Annotated in this window: 15 protein-coding genes and 1 pseudogene; 9 read left to right on the top strand and 7 right to left on the bottom strand. The window is 65.7% G+C overall.

All coding sequences use genetic code 11. The features are described from left to right. Positions 1–85: 85 nt before the first annotated feature. A complete protein-coding gene (locus LH400_RS19555) occupies positions 86–892 on the top strand; it encodes an FAD binding domain-containing protein (RefSeq protein WP_229154842.1) in 807 nt (268 codons plus the stop codon). A gap of 244 nt (positions 893–1136) precedes the next feature. Here the strand turns inward: LH400_RS19555 and LH400_RS19550 are convergent, their stop codons facing one another. Beyond that, entirely contained in the window at positions 1137–1610 is a 474-nt protein-coding gene (locus LH400_RS19550; protein ID WP_229154841.1) for a BA14K family protein, read from the bottom strand. A 289-nt stretch (positions 1611–1899) separates the two neighbouring features. Here LH400_RS19550 and LH400_RS19545 point away from each other — a divergent pair, with 289 nt between their 5' ends. The 4 genes from LH400_RS19545 (at position 1900) to LH400_RS19530 (ending at position 4556) form a co-directional block, all read left to right on the top strand. After that, a complete protein-coding gene (locus tag LH400_RS19545) occupies positions 1900–3144 on the top strand; it encodes a putative DNA modification/repair radical SAM protein (RefSeq protein ID WP_229154840.1) in 1245 nt (414 codons plus the stop codon). 144 nt (positions 3145–3288) lie between these two features. Further along, positions 3289–3546, top strand: coding sequence for a type II toxin-antitoxin system VapB family antitoxin (locus tag LH400_RS19540; protein WP_229154839.1), 258 nt, complete (start codon positions 3289–3291; stop codon positions 3544–3546). Continuing rightward, complete coding sequence (locus LH400_RS19535) at positions 3546–3944, top strand: type II toxin-antitoxin system VapC family toxin (protein WP_229154838.1); 399 nt, start codon at positions 3546–3548, stop codon at positions 3942–3944. Before LH400_RS19540 ends, LH400_RS19535 begins: the two co-directional genes overlap by 1 nt. Positions 3945–4064: 120 nt before the next feature. Further along, on the top strand, positions 4065–4556 hold the full coding sequence (locus LH400_RS19530) for a nucleoside deaminase (protein ID WP_229154837.1): 492 nt from the start codon (positions 4065–4067) through the stop codon (positions 4554–4556). Between the two features lie 15 nt (positions 4557–4571). Here the strand turns inward: LH400_RS19530 and LH400_RS19525 are convergent, their stop codons facing one another. Continuing rightward, the gene (locus LH400_RS19525; protein ID WP_229154836.1) at positions 4572–4988 is read right to left on the bottom strand and encodes a type II toxin-antitoxin system VapC family toxin; all 417 of its coding nucleotides are present in this window, start codon (positions 4986–4988) and stop codon (positions 4572–4574) included. Next, positions 4985–5254: a hypothetical protein gene (locus tag LH400_RS19520; RefSeq protein WP_229154835.1), complete on the bottom strand. Its 270-nt coding sequence runs from the start codon at positions 5252–5254 to the stop codon at positions 4985–4987. The genes LH400_RS19525 and LH400_RS19520 overlap by 4 nt, the downstream gene beginning before the upstream one ends. Positions 5255–5365: 111 nt before the next feature. Here LH400_RS19520 and LH400_RS19515 point away from each other — a divergent pair, with 111 nt between their 5' ends. Continuing rightward, entirely contained in the window at positions 5366–6859 is a 1494-nt protein-coding gene (locus tag LH400_RS19515) for a UdgX family uracil-DNA binding protein (RefSeq protein WP_229154834.1), read from the top strand. Positions 6860–6954: 95 nt separating this feature from the next. Here LH400_RS19515 and LH400_RS19510 read toward each other — a convergent pair whose 3' ends face one another. Beyond that, positions 6955–8856 carry a GumC family protein gene (locus LH400_RS19510; RefSeq protein ID WP_229154833.1) on the bottom strand — a complete coding sequence of 634 codons (1902 nt, stop codon included), beginning with the start codon at positions 8854–8856 and terminating at the stop codon, positions 6955–6957. Positions 8857–9335: 479 nt separating this feature from the next. Beyond that, positions 9336–10442: a helix-turn-helix transcriptional regulator gene (locus LH400_RS19505; protein WP_229154832.1), complete on the bottom strand. Its 1107-nt coding sequence runs from the start codon at positions 10440–10442 to the stop codon at positions 9336–9338. 242 nt (positions 10443–10684) lie between these two features. Between LH400_RS19505 and LH400_RS19500 the strand changes: the two genes are divergently transcribed. Beyond that, positions 10685–12487 carry a chloride channel protein gene (locus tag LH400_RS19500; RefSeq protein WP_229154831.1) on the top strand — a complete coding sequence of 601 codons (1803 nt, stop codon included), beginning with the start codon at positions 10685–10687 and terminating at the stop codon, positions 12485–12487. Between the two features lie 9 nt (positions 12488–12496). On the opposite strand, the gene LH400_RS19495 is transcribed toward LH400_RS19500, so the two are convergent. Next, positions 12497–13549, bottom strand: a complete 1053-nt coding sequence (locus LH400_RS19495) for an MBL fold metallo-hydrolase (protein ID WP_229154830.1) — start codon at positions 13547–13549, stop codon at positions 12497–12499. A 346-nt stretch (positions 13550–13895) separates the two neighbouring features. Between LH400_RS19495 and LH400_RS19490 the strand changes: the two genes are divergently transcribed. Beyond that, on the top strand, positions 13896–15143 hold the full coding sequence (locus tag LH400_RS19490; RefSeq protein WP_229154829.1) for an ImmA/IrrE family metallo-endopeptidase: 1248 nt from the start codon (positions 13896–13898) through the stop codon (positions 15141–15143). Positions 15144–15152: 9 nt separating this feature from the next. Continuing rightward, a complete protein-coding gene (locus LH400_RS19485; RefSeq protein WP_229154828.1) occupies positions 15153–15632 on the top strand; it encodes a DUF4411 family protein in 480 nt (159 codons plus the stop codon). A 147-nt stretch (positions 15633–15779) separates the two neighbouring features. Here LH400_RS19485 and LH400_RS19480 read toward each other — a convergent pair. Then, positions 15780–17056, bottom strand: a pseudogene (locus tag LH400_RS19480) (IS3 family transposase). Positions 17057–17444: the final 388 nt, after the last annotated feature.

Here is a 17444-nt window from a genome sequence, read left to right as displayed (position 1 = left end):
CGGCTTCCGTTGCATGGCAGACAACATACCCCGCGCCGCGCGGTCGCTCGATCAAAGCCGACCCGGCGCATAGAGGAGAACCAGGATGTACGAGACCACCTATCACCGGCCGTCTTCGCTCGACGAGGCGGCGCAACTGATGTCGGGCAGCGGCGGCGAGGGCAAGTTCGTGTCCGGCGGCATGACGCTGATCCCGACGATGAAGCAGCGGCTCGCCGCGCCGTCCGATCTCATCGACCTCAGGCATGTCGACGCGCTGAAGGGCATCGAGGTCAATGGCCGCCATATCAGGATCGGCGGCGGCACGACCCATGCCGAGGTCGCGCAGAGCGACGCGATCAAGGCGGTCTGCCCGGGCATCTGCGAACTCGCCGGCCTGATCGGCGATCCCGCGGTCCGGCACATGGGCACGATCGGCGGCTCGATCGCCAACAACGACCCGGCGGCCGACTATCCGGCCGCGATGCGGGCTCTGGGCGCGACGATCCACACGACCAAGCGCGAGGTCGCTGCCGACGATTTCTTCACCGGTCTCTTCGAAACCGCGCTCGAAGAGGATGAGATCGTCACCGCCGTCTCCTTCGAGGCGCCGGATCAGTGCGCCTACGAGAAGTTCCGCAATCCGGCCTCGCGCTATGCCATGTGCGGCGTCTTCGTCGCCAAGCGGGATGGCGGCGTGAAGGTCGCGGTGACCGGTGCGGGCTCCGACGGCGTGTTCCGCTGGGACGCTGCCGAACAGGCGCTTTCGCAGAATTTCGACCCGTCCGCGCTCGACGGCCTCTCTGTCGACGAGGGCATGATGATGTCGGATCTCCACGGCACGTCCGCCTATCGCGCCAATCTCGTCAAGGTCGTGACCAAGCGGGCGGCGAGGAACGCGGCCGGCCACTGAACCGGCCCTGCCGACGGGCCGGCGGAGGCCGATACCGGGAGGCATTGGAAATGACTCCCGGTTCCGCATCCTGATTTTCGTCGAGCCTTTGGCTTGGTGTCGCAAATCGGGATCACGTGCAGCGGGCGGATGCGTCGGCATCCACGTGCGCTGGTATGACATATCGACACGAAAGCGGCCGGACGATCGCCCGGCCGCTTTGTTGCGTGGCCCATCTGAATTGGGGAGCTCCGGGGCCGCCGCGTCAGTACCGGCAGTAGTGCCGGCGGCCGTCATATCCGAGGAAGGTGTCGGTCCGCGCGTCATAGGATTTGTAATGCCGGGCGCAGGCCGCGACATGCTCGGCCGAGACGGAGCGAACGCCCGGCCTCACCCGATGCAGGGGATAGACGCGCTCTACGGGGACCGGACGTCCGTAATAGTAATCCGGCGCATAGCCCGGACCGTAATATCTGGGCGAGGCGACCGCCCCGCCGATCAGCGCGCCCAGTGCCAGCCCCCCGATACCGGCGGCCAGGGCCGCGCCGTCATTGTGGTGACGCCATCCGCGATCGCCCCGGTACCCGCGGTGATAGCCGCGGTTCCAGCCATCGTGATGCCCTCCCCGGTGATGCCAACCGTGATTCCAGGGATCGGCCGAAGCCGTCACGGTCCCGGCGCCGAGCGCAGCGGTGGCGGTAAAGGCCGCCAGTGTCGACATGATCAAAAGCTTGCGCATGGATGCTCTCCGTAAGAACGTCCCGCAGCTCCGTCGCTTGCCCGCCTTGAATCGCGCCGGAGGAAGGACCGATATCGCACCGATGGAACGGTTCGCGATGCTTATAAGTTGCGCGGTGCCGAGCGAAAAAGCCATTCACAGTGAGGTGCTTGGCCTGTTGGCTCCACTTTCGGCCGAGCCTTCGGCCGATGCAACCTAAAGACGCGATTGTCCAGCCGCGACGATGCGTAGCAGGGCCGAATCGCGCTGTTCTGTGGTGCGAACATTTCCGGAACATTATATCCGCCGCATGGCCAAGATGACCCTGCGCGAAAAGCTCGCGATCCTGTCTGATGCGGCGAAATACGATGCGTCCTGTGCCTCCAGCGGGGCGCCGGGGAGGGATTCCGTGAAGTCGAAGGGGATAGGGTCGACCGAAGGTTCCGGCATCTGTCACGCCTACGCTCCGGACGGGCGATGCATCTCGCTCTTGAAGATCCTGATGACGAACTTCTGCGTCTATGACTGCGCCTATTGCGTCAACCGCTCGTCGTCCAACGTCGCGCGGGCGCGCTTCAGCGTCGAGGACGTCGTCGCGCTGACCATGAACTTCTATCGTCGCAACTACATCGAGGGGCTGTTCCTCTCCTCCGGGATCATCCGGAGCTCCGACTATACGATGGAGGAGATGGTCCGGATCGCCCGGAAGCTGCGGCTGGAGGAGAACTTCTCCGGCTACATCCACCTGAAGACGATCCCGGACGCGTCTTCCGCGCTGATCGAGGAAGCGGGCCTTTTTGCCGATCGCCTGTCGGTGAATATTGAATTGCCGACCGATGCGACGCTCGAAGTCTTCGCGCCGGAAAAGAAGCCGCGCGACATCCGCCGGTCCATGGGACACCTCAGGGCGAAGATCGAGGAACACCGGGGCGAGGCGCGCGATCGCCACCGGCCGAAGCGCTTCGCGCCCGGCGGCCAGTCGACGCAGATGATCGTTGGCGCCGACGGGACGGACGACGACGCCATCCTCGGCCGCTCGGAAAACCTCTATGGCAATTATCGCCTCAAGCGCGTGTACTACTCTGCCTTCTCGCCGATCCCGGACGCCTCGGCGAAGCTGCCGCTGGCAAAGCCGCCGCTGATGCGCGAGCACCGGCTCTACCAGGCCGACTGGCTGATGCGCTTCTACGGCTTCGACCGGCAGGAGATCGTCGCCGCCGGGGAGGGCGGCATGCTCGACCTCTCCATCGACCCGAAACTCGCCTGGGCGTTGAAGAACCGCCAGAGCTTCCCCGTCGACGTCAACCGCGCCGATCGGGAGATGCTTCTGCGGGTGCCCGGCCTCGGCACGCGCGCCGTCAAGCGCATCCTGTCGACGCGCCGGCACCGGACGCTGCGGCTGGACGACGTCGCCCGGCTCTGCCAGTCGATCGACAAGGTCCGGCCCTTCATTACGGCCCTCGGCTGGTCGCCGGGCCGGCTGACGGACCGGGCGGGGTTGCGCGAGATCCTCGTCCCGAAGGCGCGAATGCCGGCGCAGCTGGAACTGTTCTGACCGTCAGGCGGCGAGGTCGGAGGTCGGCAGAGGGTCGATCGCCGCTCGGTCCTTCCGGTTGTCCATCCCCGCCCGCCGGATCGTATCGACAGAAGCTTCGAGAGATTATAGAAACTCGCAAGGTTTCTATACGGAGCATAGATCGTGGCGTTGAGCCTCAAGGACCCGGAAACGGATCGTCTTGCGCGTCAGGTTGCTGCGTTGACGGGAGAGACGCTGACCGAAGCGGTTCGGCGGTCGCTCGAAGAGCGGCTCAAGTCCGAACGGATCCGGCGCGGGCAGCCGGCAATCGACCGTGAAGCCGTCAAGGTGTTGCTCGCTCGCTTCGACGCGCTGCCTGTGCTCGACGATCGAGACGCGCATGAGATCATCGGCTATGACGAGAACGGTCTGCCTTCCTGATGGTCGTGGATACATCGGCCCTTCTCGCCATTCTGCAGCGCGAGCCGGAGCGAGAGGGGTTTTTGGCCGCAATGGCGATGGCGAGCCGACGTCTGATCTCGACCGCATCGGCCGTCGAAACGTCGATGGTGGTCCTCTCGCGCAGTGGGGAGGAGGGCCTTCGCATTCTCGACGGCCTGTTTGGCGGGCTTCAGATCGAGAAGATACCCGTAACGGAAGACCAGGTGGCAATGGCGGTGGATGCCTTCCGCCGCTTCGGCAAGGGCCGTCATGCAGCGGCCCTCAATTTCGGTGACTGCTTTTCCTATGCGCTGGCGAAGGCGACCGGCGAGCCCCTGCTTTTCAAGGGCGACGATTTCTCGAGAACAGACCTCCTGCCGGCCGACAGCAAATCCTAAGGCTGGTGGATGACGCCCCCGAGCGGCGGCGATCGCCGCACGAGCTCCCTACGACATTGTCGATCGCCAGGACGGCTTTACTTTCACCATTCGCTCCTCTTTGCCGGATGAAAGACGCCGATGCGCCCTGACGATCAGCTCACTGATGCCGACCGCCGCCATCTTTCGCGTTGCGTCGAACTCGCGCGGGAGGCCGTGGAAACCGGCAATCGGCCGTTCGGCTCGGTGCTGGTCGGCGCGGACGGCACGGTCCTGAAGGAAGACCACAACCGCACCGGCTCCGGCGATCCGACCGCCCATCCCGAACTGGCGCTCGCCCGCTGGGCCGCGCTGAACCTTTCCAGGGAAGCGCGCGCGGCAGCGACGATCTACACCTCCGGCGAGCACTGCCCGATGTGCGCCGCCGCGCATGGCTGGTGCGGGATCGGAAGGGCGGTCTTCGCCACCTCGACGCCGCAGCTCGTGGCGTGGCTGGCCGAATTCGGCGCGCCGGCCTTGCCCTACAAGCCGATCACGCTGCGCGAGCTCCTGCCGGATCTCGAGGTCGTCGGTCCGTTCGGAGAGTTTACCGACGAGATTAAGGCGCTGCACGAGCGGGTGCATCGGCACTGACGTCAGGCAGTATCCTCAGGTCCAGGGATCGAGCAGGCGCAGACCTTCGATTCCCTGGAAGTCCCCGACGTTGCGGGTGACCAGCGTCAGATCGTGGACGAGGGCTGTTGCGGCGATGAGAGCGTCGTTTGCCGGGCGCCGGTCAGGTACGTGAAGCGCCGCGCAGATCAGCGCTACGGGAGCATTCACATCTAGCGTTCGACCCGGAAGAAAGGCGGCTCTCACATTGTCGAGCCAGTTTTGCAGGAGCGCAGCCTGGCCCGGATCCGTCCGGGCCTTCAATGCGATGCCATAATGAATTTCCATGAGCGCCACGACTGAAATGTAAGACGCATATTCCGGTAGTCGTTCGATCGTCGCTCTCGTGGTCACTGCAAGCCGATCTTTGCGCCGCATTGCTGAAACGACGTTCGTGTCGAGGAGATAGCTCAAGTACCGAGATCGACTTCCGTCGCTCGCAGTTGCGACGTCAAACGCGGTGCGTCGAAGTCGAAATTTGCTTCAGGACGGTTGTCCGCGACGATGTCCAGAATTGATCGCTTGGGTTCCAAGAGGCGGTAACTCTCCTGAGAAAGGATGAGATAATCGCGGCCGCGTCGATTCGTTGCGAAAATCGGTCGGATGACGGACTGGCGAGAAAGTTCAGCCACGTCTTGTTCGATATCCGGGATCAAAATCTCTTTAGCAGTGTTCGACATCAATCGATCTCCAGGAAGGGCGGACCTGTCTTGGATCTTCAGGGACGACAAAATGGCCGATCACTCAATGAGCGACGTCGTCCAATGTAGCACACCTTCCGAAATATGGTGATGTACAACGCCCCGCTTGCTTATCCCGCCGATTTCGACGGCTGGCGGAAGGCGGCCCGGCTGGCGCTGGAACTCGGCGTCGAGCCTGAGGGTATCGGCTTTACCGCCGGCGAGGAGGCGCCGGGCCTCTTTGCGGAGCCGCTGCCGGACGCGGCTCCGCCCGGCGCGCGGCAGCCCACGGTGCCGAAGGCGTTCCCCGACCTTGCCCGCCGCATCGTCTGCCACGCCGACGCCGACCGCTTCGTCTTCGCCTATCGCCTGCTCTTCCGGCTGCAGACAGAGAAGACTCTTCTGGAGATTGCGTCCGACCCGGACGTGATCCGGGCCGGCGAGATGGAGAAGGCGGTCCGCCGCGACAGCCACAAGATGAAGGCCTTCGTCAGGTTCCGCGAGGTCGAGGACGCGGAGATCGGCCGGCACTTCGTCGCCTGGTTCGAACCGTTCCACCATGTGGTCGAACTCACCGCGCCGTTCTTCGCGCGGCGCTTCGCCGGCATGGTCTGGACCATCCTGACGCCGGAGCGCTCGGTGCACTGGAACGGCGAGGAACTGGCCTTCTTGCCCGGCGCGACCCGCGACATGGCGCCCGTCGGGGACGATATGGAGGCGCTGTGGCTCACCTATTACGCGTCGATCTTCAATCCGGCGCGGCTGAAGGTAAAGGCGATGCAGGCCGAGATGCCGAAGAAGTACTGGGCCAACATGCCGGAGACCGCGCTGATCAAGCCGCTCGTGGCCGGCGCCGAGGCGGCGACGCGCCGCATGCTGGAAACCGGTCCGACCCTTCCGAGTTTGCGTCACGACAAGCAGGAGGAGCGTCGTGTCATGAACCTTCCCCGCATGGAGAAGACGCCGGACCTCGCGGGTGCCGGCGCGGCCGAAGAGCGGCCGTCCTCGATCGCTGAGGCCAGGGAGCAGGCCGCGCATTGTCGGGCCTGCCCGCTCTGGGAGCCGGCGACGCAGACCGTGTTCGGCAAGGGTCCGGACGATGCACCGGTGATCTTCGTGGGCGAGCAGCCGGGCGACCAGGAGGATATCGCCGGCGAGCCCTTCATCGGCCCGGCCGGCAAGGTGTTCGACCAGGCGCTGGCGGCCGCCGGCGTCGACCGCGCCCAGGCCTATGTCACCAATGCGGTGAAGCACTTCAAGTTCGAACCGCGCGGCAAGCGGCGCATCCACGCCAAGCCGAACATGGGCGAGATCAAGGTCTGTCGCTGGTGGCTGGATCTCGAGCGTGACCTCGTCAGGCCGAAGCTGATCGTGGCGCTGGGAGCCACGGCGGCGCAGGCCGTCCTAGGCAAGACCGTGACGATCCGCGACACGCGGTCGAGGCTGATCGACCTGGACGAGCGAACGAAGCTTCTCGTCACGGTGCATCCGTCCTACATCCTGCGCCTGCCGGACGCGGTCTCCAAGGAACGGGAGACCCGGGCTTTCGAGGCCGACATGGCCCTTGTCCTGGAGACGGTTCCCGAGCTGGCCGCTGCTGCCTGAGAGACAGATCGGGCGGCAGCTCGTTGCAGAGGCGGTAAACCTGTGGAGCCTGCAATGCCGCACCTGCGAACGGGACGCACCTACGGGACAGGCGGTCAGCCGGCGAGGGTCTGCCGGCGGCTGCGGATGCTCGCGATCTGCTCCTTGACGGCGAGGAGATCATTCTGAAGCTGCGAGACTTCCGTGTCGTCCGGAGCGGTGCCGGCCTCAGAGGCGGATCGATCCGACGCCCTTTCGGCGATCGCCCGAAGGCGGTCGCGCAGCTCGCCGCGCGATAGCCTCATCCGTCTCTGATCCGTTTGCACTTCGGCGTCGGCGCCTGTCTCGTGCGCGTCCGTGTTGTCGTCCGCCGGTACCCTCGACGCGTCGGCTTCTCCTTCGAATTCGGAGGGTTGCTCGGACTGTGCGAACCGGATCGCCGGCTCCCTCTCCTCTTCGTGGAAGCGATCCGGGGCCGGGCGCTCGTAGTCGAGAACCTCTTCGTCGTCCCATTCGTCATCGGCCGGCCGCCTGAGATCCGACGCGCGGGCGTGGATCGTAGGACGGATCTCCGTCAGGTGCGGCGCCGGGGCGTAGTCGCTTCCAGGCCGTCCCGTGCGGTAGGTCCCCGCCGAGACCGGCATGACGGGACCTGTTCCGGCACGCACGAGTTCCACGATTCCGGAGACGGCGGCCACCGCCACACCGGCCAAGAAGCCGAGAAAGGCCCCGGCGAGGACGACCACGCGGCGCGAGAGGCTGGAGGGATCGAGCGGCGGCGTCGCCTGCGAAATCACACGGACATTGGCGGTGTTGATGCTTTCCTGCTCGCCGGTCTCCCGCGCCCTGAGAAGGAAGGCCTCGTAGACGGCGCGCGAGGCGTCTACTTCGCGCTCCAGCTCGCGCAGCTTCACGAAGGACTCGCTGGTCGCGATCTGCTTGGTCTTCAAATCGTTCAGCTGCTGGGTGAGCTGGCGATTGGTCTCTTCGGCGCGGGCGAGTTCGGTCTGGGCTGCACCGACGATGCGGTTGAGCTCCTGGCTGATGGCCGAGCGCACCGAGGCGAGCGACTGTTCGATCGCGATCCGCTTCGGGTGCTTGGGGCCGAGCGACGACTGCACGGAGGCCGCCTGCTGGGCGAGGTCGGAATAGGTGTTGCGCAGCCTTGTCAGCGCTTCGGACGTCAGTTCTTCGGGCAGCGAGCCCTTCACCACGTCGTCGACGCTCGCCTTGCGCATCTGGTCGGCCTTGACCTTCAGCGTCGTCATGTCGCCCTTGGAGCGGGCGAGCTGGTCGTTGATGCGCGTGATGTAGTCGTCGTCGACGAGCCGTCCGCCGACCCCGACCAGCCGGTTCTTGCTCTTGTAGTCCTCGACGGCGCGCTCGGCTTTGACCACGCTCTGACGCAGCTCGGTCAGCCGGCCGGAAAGCGCGTCGCTCGCCCGCCGGGCGGTCTGGCCCTGGACATTGGCGAGTTCGCTGATGAAGGAGCCGGCGATGAGATTGGCGAGCTCGGCCGACTTGTCCGCATCGCGCGTCGTGACGATGATGTTGATCACGAAGCTCTTGGCGTCGCGCGTGACGGTCATCGCCTCGCGCAGGTTCCGCAGCGTCTTGAGCTTGCGCTCCTCACTCGCCTTGACCGGATCGCTGGAGAAGAGATTTTCGAACGGCTTGAGCAGCGGCGCGAGCGGGCCCTTCATCTCGCCGTTGAACTCGGGATCCTCGCCGAGCTTGGCTTCGCTCATCACGCGGCCGAGGACGCTGTCGGAGGTGACAACCGACATCTGGCTCTCGATGAGCGCCAGCGTCGCGTCGCTCGGAAGACCGTTCGGCGTGACCTCGTTCTGCACGATCTTGATGTCGCGCGGATCGATCAGGACCTGCGTTCCCGCGGTGTATTTCTTCGCCGTCGAGAGCGCGAGGACGACGGCGATGACGAGACCCAGCAACGTGCAGAGCAGGACCGTTCGCCGCCGGGCCCAGATCGCGCCGGCGAGATACAGGGGATCGACCATCGACGGCGGCGTCGAAGCCGCGGACGGAAAGCCGCCGCTATGGCCCGCGCTCGGATTCGAGAACATGCGCCTCACCTGGCATTGAGATCCGTATGGGCCGGATGGCCTTTGCGGAAGTTGCCAAGTTATAGTGAACAAACGGTTAAGCGTGCATTCCGGCCGACGTGACGCGGGCGTGGGGGCGGCGCTGGAGCGCCGAGCCCGAACGGAAGAGACAGCGCGGCCCGAAGGCCGCGCTGCTCCCACCTTTCAGCTCGCCATTGGGGCGTTGTGACGAGCGAAAGAGTTCCCGGCTTGCCCGCAATGCGGGCATAGCGCATTCTGTAAGCACTCACTGAGGCTAGCGGCCAGCCCCCAAATGGGGGCATTCGCTTTGCTCCCTGCGTGTCACACCGAGTGGAAACGCCAGAGCGAATTGCGCGGCGGCATCTGGTGGCGGCTTACAGACAGGGCCTCGGCACCGATGGCCGAGTGCTGCGTCAAAGCCTGGCGAGGGCGGCGATCCGGGTGGCGATCTCGACCTGACGGCGTACCCCGAGCTTTTCGCTCACCTGTTTGACTCGGGTGCGGATCGTCTGCTCGCTGAGCCCGGACGTGTCGGCGAATTCCTTGATCGTCAGCCCGCGATAGATCGCCAGCGCCAGAGCGCTCTCGGCCGGCGTCAGACCCAATGCGGCACGGATGGCGGTGGGGGAGGGGCCACGCGCCTCGTCCGGATCGACGATCTTGAGAACGCCGATCCCGCTGCGCCCGGAAGGGTTAGGGGCTGCGAAGAAGCGGATGAGGAGCGGGCTGCGCCGGCCCGGCCGGGGGATTGCGAGCGGTTCCGGCATGACGAAGCCATCGCCCGACAGAAAGCGGATGGTCTGTGCCATGGCCCGGATCAGCCGGCTGGTCGTCCGCGGATCGACGGCCTGCAGCGTCCTGCCCTGCAGGCTGAGCGCGTCGCCCCGTGCGATCAGGGCTTCCAGCCTGGCATTCGCATGCACGACGAGCCCGTCATGGTCGAACAGCGCGAGGGCTTCGTCGAGGCTGTCGAAGGCGGCGAGGACGCCGTCCCGGGCGATCATGCCCTCGGGAAGCCGCTGGCGCATATGCGCGACGCGGACGACGTGGCCGGCGAGCGCGATCAGGACCCGGCGCTCCCTCTCCGACAACTCGCCATGGCGCGCGCCGCGATGCGCGACCGGAACGACGAGGCCCTCCGCGCAGCGATGCACGACCATCGACGTCACCCAGCATTCCGGATAGCGCCTGTAGAACTCCTGATGGACGGGACAGGCGGCGATTTCGTCCGCGGTCATCAGGTCGGGTGTCGTCAGGAAGCCGCTCGGCCGGGTGATCGCGCGCGAGACGCGAAGATCCTTGTGGGCATAATTGGCCGCATAGTCGAGCACGCCGTCCGGATCGAACGGAAAGGTCTCCTGCCGGAATACGCCGTCATGACCAAGCGTCAGGAGATTGAACCGCTCGGCGCCCACCGCGGCCGCGCAGGCGCCCAGCGCCTGCTGCCAGTCCCGACTGGTGTCGAGGCTGCCGTAGAGGCGCTTCAGAGCATTCGCCAGCCGTGACTGTGGAGCGGTCATCACGAGGTCCTCGTCCGCGGGCCTGTTGCCGGGAAACGCAAGTTTCGCAAGGAGTTGACCGGCGCGTCAACTTGCGAGGACGGCAATCCGCTTGGCGCACCGCCCGGGCCGGTGGCGGCTGACGGCCGCGTCCCCCCGCGGGAACGGCGTGGCGGCGGGGCCTTTCGGGTGGCATGGGCTGCATCTCTGTGGCAGAGAACCCGCGCGCGCCGAACGTCCGTGCCAAGCGAGCCGACACCATCATGTCATCCGTCAAATCCGCCGACGCCGCAGCCGGCGCACAATCCGACGACGCGACCGGTCTCGTCGATCGGTTCATGGAGCTGCTGCGCCAGAAGCTGAGGTCGAGCGAGCTCTGGTTCATCGCGCTGGCGACGCTGATCGGCATTATTGCCGGCGCCATGACGGTCGGGCTGCAGGACGCCGCGCACGGCATCCAGGCGCTGCTCTACGGACTGTCCATGTCGGAGCGCCTGTCGACGCAGCTGTCGCTTAAGCCGGTCCAGCTCCTGGTGCTGCCGGCCGGCGGCATCGCCCTCGCGCTGTTCACCTATGTCGTCAGGGCGCGTCGGCGCGCCCTCGTCGACTCCGTCGAGGCGAACGCGCTGCACGGCGGCCAGATGTCGATGAAGGACAGCCTGATCATCTCCGGCCAGACGCTGATCTCCAACGGCTTCGGCGCCTCGGTCGGGCTCGAGGCGGCCTATGCGCAGATGGGTTCAGGCGTCGCCTCCTTCGTTGGCCGCACGATGACGGTGCGACGGCCGGACCTGCGCACCCTGGTCGGGGCCGGGGCGGGAGCGGGGATTGCTGCCGCCTTCGGCGCGCCGCTGGCCGGCGCCTTCTACGCCTTCGAGATCGTCATGGGCGCCTATACGCCCTCGGCAATCGCGCCGGTCGCGGCGGCCTGCGTCGCCGCGGTCCTCACCGCCCGCGGCCTCGGCCACCACCCCTATCTGATCGCCTCCGGCGGCTCCGGCCCGATCGACGTCTCGCACTACCTCCTCTATGTCGGGCTCGCCGCGCTCTGCGCCGGGCTCGGCATCGTCCTGATGCGCACGATCTCGATCGTCGAAACCCTGACCAAGCGGGCGAGACTGCCGGCCTGGGCGAAGCCCGCCATCGGCGGCGCCCTCCTGATGCCGCTCGCCTTCGTGACGCCGCAGGTGCTCTCGTCCGGCCATGCGGCGCTCTATCTCGACATTTCCGGCGGCGCGCCGACGAAGCTTGTGATCACCGTCATCCTCGCCAAATGCGCGGCCTCGATCGTCTCGCTCGGCTTCGGCTTCCGTGGCGGGCTGTTTTTCGCCTCGCTCTTCGTCGGGTCGCTGTTCGGCCAGCTCTATGCCGACACGCTGTTCCTCGTCTTCGGCCAGGTCGTCGTCTCGACGCCGCACGCCGCGCTCGTCGGCATGGCCGGCCTTGCGGTGGCGGTCATCGGCGGGCCGCTGACCATGGCGATGCTGGTCCTGGAATCCACCCAGAACCTCGCGCTCACCGGCGTCGTCATCGTCGGCTCGCTGGTCGCGAGCACGCTGGTGCGGGTCTTCTTCGGCTATTCCTTCTCGACCTGGCGGCTGCATCTGAGAGGCGAGACGATCCGCTCGGCGCGCGATGTCGGCTGGGTGCGCACGCTGACCGCTGGCCGCATGATGCGCCGCGAGACGCGGGCGACGCCCGCTAAGCTCACCGTCGCCGAGTTCCGCCGCCGCTTTCCGCTGGGCTCGACCTCCCGCGTCGTCCTCGTCGACGATTTCGACCGCTACCAGGGCATCGTCGTCACCCCCACCGCCTATGCCGACAGCGTCGACACGGCGGCGCCGATCTCCGATCTCGCGGTCCTCTCCGACACGGCGCTTCGGCCGGAGATGGACATCGTCAAGGTGATGGCGGTGTTCGACGCGGCGACGGCCGACGAGCTCGCCGTCGTCTCGGCGGACAGCAAGGTGCTCGGGCTCCTGTCGGAGACCTATGTGCGCAAGAGATATGCGGAAGAGATCGAGAAGAACCAGCGCGACCTGTTCGGCGAGCGGCAGGGAAGCTGAGGCGCGGGTCTATCGGGCCTCTGCCGCCTCCCGTGCCAGCCGCTCCGTCGCCGGCGCATCGATCGCCGCCGGCAGGTCCACCACCATCCCCGGCCGCGCCGCGCGGAACCGCTCCGGCGGATGCGACCACCGCGAGAGCGCCGCGTCCAGCCGCCGCAGCGGATCGTCGATCGCCTCGTCGGTCAGCTGCCAGTAGCCCCAATGGACGCCGACGGAGAGCGCGGCCTCCAGGAGCCGCGCGCCGCGCACCGCCTCGTCCGGCTCCTGGTGCTGCGGCTTCATGATCGCGCGCGGCTCGTAGGCGCCGATCGGCAGGATCGCGAGCGCCGCCGGCCCGAACGCTTCCCGCGCCGCCGCATAGTCGCGCCCGGCGTTGAAGCCGGTGTCGCCGGCATGAAAGACGAAGCCGGCCGGCGTCTGAAGGGCGAAGGAGGCCCAGAGCGTCTTCCTCCGATCAAGCACGCCGCGCGCGCTCCAGTGATGCGCCGGCCAGAGCGTCACCGACAGGCCGTCGCCGAGCGCCACCTGATCGTGCCAGTCATGGGCCTCGACGCGAGCCTTGCGCCGCCAGCCCCTCACGATCCGGTCGACCCCTAGCGGCACGACGAAGCGCGGCGCATGCGCATCGTGAAGCTGCTTCAGCGTCGCCCGGTCCATGTGGTCGTAATGCGAATGGCTGACCAAGACGACGTCGATCGGCGGCAGCGCCTCGAAGGCGATTCCGGGCGCGGCATGCCGCATCGGCCCGAACCGCTGCGACGGGCTGCAGCGCTCGGAAAAGTGCGGGTCGACGAGGACGTTCACCCCCGCCGTCTGCAGGAGATTGCCGGCATGCCCGATATGCGTCAGCCGCAACCGCTCCCCGGTGACCCGCTCGGGCGGCGTGTCCAGCGGGTACGGGCTCTCGAACCGCTCCGGCCAAGCCGCGGGATCGGCATTGCGCCGCCAGTCCCAGATGGCCTTGAGGCCGGCGGGCGGGAGGCCGGACGGGTTGAAGAAGCGCCGGCCGTCGCAGTGGTCGGAGACGGGGTGGCGGGAGGAGGTGAGGCGGGGGAGGGACAAGGGCGCTGACTGCAAGGATGCTGCGGGTGCGCGGAAGCTAGGGCGGAACGGAGGGAGGGGCAGTGCGACCCTGCGGTCTGTGGCCGACACTCGCGGCGAGCTGCTTGGGCGGAAGCAGAACGGCCGCTAACGGCGCGCTTCCGCGTGAATCTCCACTTCGATAGTTGACCCTTTCTAGTCGTTCCATGCTGCATAGGGTGAGACGGGCATTGGAAGACCGATGTTTGCATTGCCAGTGCCGCTACGGCTGAAGGCTACGGATCGGAGATCAATCCCTTACTCGAAAGTGCCCCGAAACCGGGCTATATGTGCGGTGCCGGTAAGAGTTCGGCGGTCAGGCATTCAAATGCAGGTAGACGGCATCAATCCAGCGGTCCTTGAATGGGCACGCAAGACGGCGGGGTTGTCCATTGAGGACGCCGCGCAGAGAATCGGTTTGTCTACAGGTCAGAAGGAGAGCGCTGCCGAAAAGCTCGACGCGATCGAGCGCGGCGACCGTAGCCTAACGCCGGCGCAACTTATCAAGATGGCTGCGGCTTACCATCGTCCGCTCCTATCCCTTTATATGAGCGAGCCGCCGCGGCCCGCCGACCGCGGCGAAGATTTCCGCACGATGGTGGCATTTGTAGCGCCCGACGAAGCAGCTAGGCTGGATGCGCTCGTTCGAGATATTCGCGCTCGCCACGCGATTCTGCGGGACTTGATGAGCGACGACGAAGACGTGGCGCCGCGCACATTTGTCGGTTCTCTTCCCATCACAACGTCGGTCAAACAGGCCGCCTCGAAGATCCGCGATGCACTAGGCGTACTCGATGAAGACGAGCTGCGGCGAGCGGCGGCTCGACCGGACCAGCTTTTCGTTGAGGTCCGTCGGAGGGTCGAGGCGCTGGGTGTGTTCGTCCTCCTGCTTGGCGATCTTGGGAACTACAAAACGGCGGTTTCCTCGAGCGTGTTTCGAGGGTTTGCGCTCGCCGATGACCTCGCTCCAGTCATCGTCATCAACGATCAGGACGCCAAAACCGCTTGGACTTTCACGCTCGTGCACGAGCTCGTTCACCTGTTCATCGGCAGTACCGGCGTCAGCGGTGCTCCAACGACCGTCGAGCCGCACACCCCTACGGCGCGCGTCGAACGGTTCTGTAACGATGTTGCGGGCGAGTTTCTGCTGCCCGACCATGCGCTCGCTCGCATCGCTCACGTCGATACCGCAAAAAGCGTGATCGAGCTGGCGGAGGTGCTCGCCGACACATGGAAAGTCAGCACGGCCATGGCTGCCTACCGCCTCTGGAGTGCGGGAAAAACCAACACAGCCGCTTATGGCGAAGCCGTTCGGATGCTCGCGGAGCGTTGGCGCCTTCATCGTCAGCGCGAGAAGGACAAGGCTAAGGACAACGATGGTGGGCCGAACTACTACGTGGTCCGGCGCCACCGCCTTGGAGATGCGCTTCTTCAGGTTGTCGGCCGCAACCTCCGATCCGATACGATTACCCACACGACGGCCGCGAGGGTGTTTGGCGTTCGCCCCGGTGCCGTTGAGGATCTCCTTGCTGGTGTGCCTGGTCTTGGCTCCCCTCGCCCCACTCGTGAGCGTTGATCGGACCTGATGTACCTTCTCGATGCGAACACTCTAATCCGAGCTAATGCGCAGTATTACCCGATCGCCCGCATCCCTCAGTTCTGGGATTGGCTCATACTTCAGGGCCGCGCGGGGGTGGCTAAGATCCCGAACGAGATTGCCGACGAAATAACGGTGGGCCGCGATGCTGTGTCCACCTGGCTGAAGGAAAAGGACGCTCGTGACGCAATGCGTCTGGACGAATCTGCCGACGTTTTGCTTGTCCGGCGTGTGGTTTCGGAGGGCTACGCGCCGAATCTGAACGATGCCGAGTTCGCTAAGATAGGCCGCGACCCTTTTCTCATTGCCTACGCGATGGCGGGCGATGGACGGACCGTCGTCACCAACGAGAACCGTGCTCCAGCGAAACAACGCCACAATCGGAAGGTCCCTGATGTGTGCGAGACGATGGGCGTGCGGTGGCTGACTGCGTTCGGGTTCTACGAGGAAGCCGATTTCCGCATCTGAAAGCTCTCAATGGGACTTAAGTGCATTGTTCGCATCTCTCTTGCTACGCTTTTTAGGCGTCGTCAGGCGATAATGGAACCGCGATCTTCACGGATCAGAGATCCGGGATACTGTACCGGGGCAAGGATGTGAGACAATATTCTGCGCTTAAGCGGCTTGCTTGATGTTCATGTTTTGCTCTTGTCTGATCGCCGCCGGTGGTCTGTGCCCATGGCGCTCGATGAGCCACTGCTCGTTGTAGGTTCTCTGGAATTGGAGCAGGGCCTGTCGCAAATCCTCAAGGGTCTCGAACCATCGGACCCAAAGTAGGTTCTCCTTGAGCGTCCTGATGAACCGCTCGGCGCAGCCGTTTCCTTCCGGCGCGCGTACGAAGGCGGGAGAGCTTTCAGCGCCGAGGAACCTGATCTCGTTCTGAAAGTCGCGGCTCATGTACTGACTGCCGTGGTCGTGGCGGATTTTCAGGCCATTGGCGGTGTTTCTGGCGAAAGCGCCGAAGGATGCACGCACACCCTGGCGGATCGGCTCCAGGGCCTCGAAACGGGTGGCCGAGGCGCTGGCGTGGATGCCGACGCATTCGGCGGAGCAGTGATCGACGGCGATGAAGACGGCGGCCTGACCCTCGCCGGTGGCCACGCTCGTCATGTCGGTTCCCCACATTTCGTCGACGCGGTCCGTTGTGATCCTGCCGTCATGGGCGCGCGGGCCCCGGGCTGAACCGCTTCGCTGATGGGCGAGGAGAGTGTATTGGCGCATGATGCGGAGCACGCGCTTGGGGCTGATCCGGATGCCTGCATGGCGTAGCCGGGCCCAGACCTTGCGATACCCCTCGCCGTGGAACGGGCTGTCGGCCAGCAAAGCACGGATGCGCGCCGCCAGATCGCCGTCGGGCATCGCCCCTTGCGGACCGGGTCGGCGGCGCGGCGCCTGGGGCGTGTTCTCGCACTTCAGGTGACGGGCGAGCGTCGCCCGGCTGACGCGCCAGGCGGCGCAGACACGGACCAGACCGTAGGGGCGGCGGGCGGAGATCGAGAACGCCCAGCTCATCGCTTCGACCTCCGTCGCGCAAAAGGGGTTCCGGCCTCCAGCTTGTCGATCTTCGCTTCGAGGAGTTCGTTGGCCATGGTCATCTCGCCGATCTTCTCCCGCATCGCCTTGAGCTCACGATCCCGGTCGTCTTCGGGGCGAGACTTCAGCGACGCTGTACCGGCCTCCAGGAAACCATCCCGCCAACCGCTCAGATCGCCCGCGGTGACGGCGAACTCACGCGCCACCGTCTCGAGCGGTTCGCCGCGCAGCACACGCAACACCGCCTCCTGCTTGCGACCTGCCGACATACGCCGCTGGCGCGGCGTGGCGGGCGAGCCGTCTCCTGCGTGATGGGCGCGTTCCGTCTCGCCCGCACTGGCGCTCTTCTCGTCTGTCATGGCTCCTCCTCAACGGAGCCACTCAAGCCCAAAATCTTGTCTCAGAGAACTCTACACCGGAGGAATACTTTCTTGGCGTAGTCAAATCGTGATTTATGTTGCGCACTCGTTGGCGTGGCTGCAAGTCAGGCTTGCTTCGAAAACGCGTGGCTAGCCGTTCGACTGCGATTAGCATGAAACGCTGCTGATACTGGTCGATCACCAGCGGAGCGTTCGCATAGAAGCCATTCGTCGTGCCACCTGAATGATCGGAGCGGGGCCCAACCGGACGATCCCCACCCGCACCGCCACCCCACCCTTGACATCCTCCCCCCTTCCTGTTTCAACCCTTCGCAAATCCGCGACATGTCGTCCGCGAGCCGCCGACCGGGCCCCTTGACCGTCTTGT

It is taken from the genome of Jiella soli (genome assembly GCF_020615385.1).
GTDB lineage: Bacteria > Pseudomonadota > Alphaproteobacteria > Rhizobiales > Rhizobiaceae > VKMB-3413.
The sequence above is the reverse complement of the archived record's forward strand: the minus strand, read 5'-3'. Positions and strand labels throughout refer to the sequence as shown.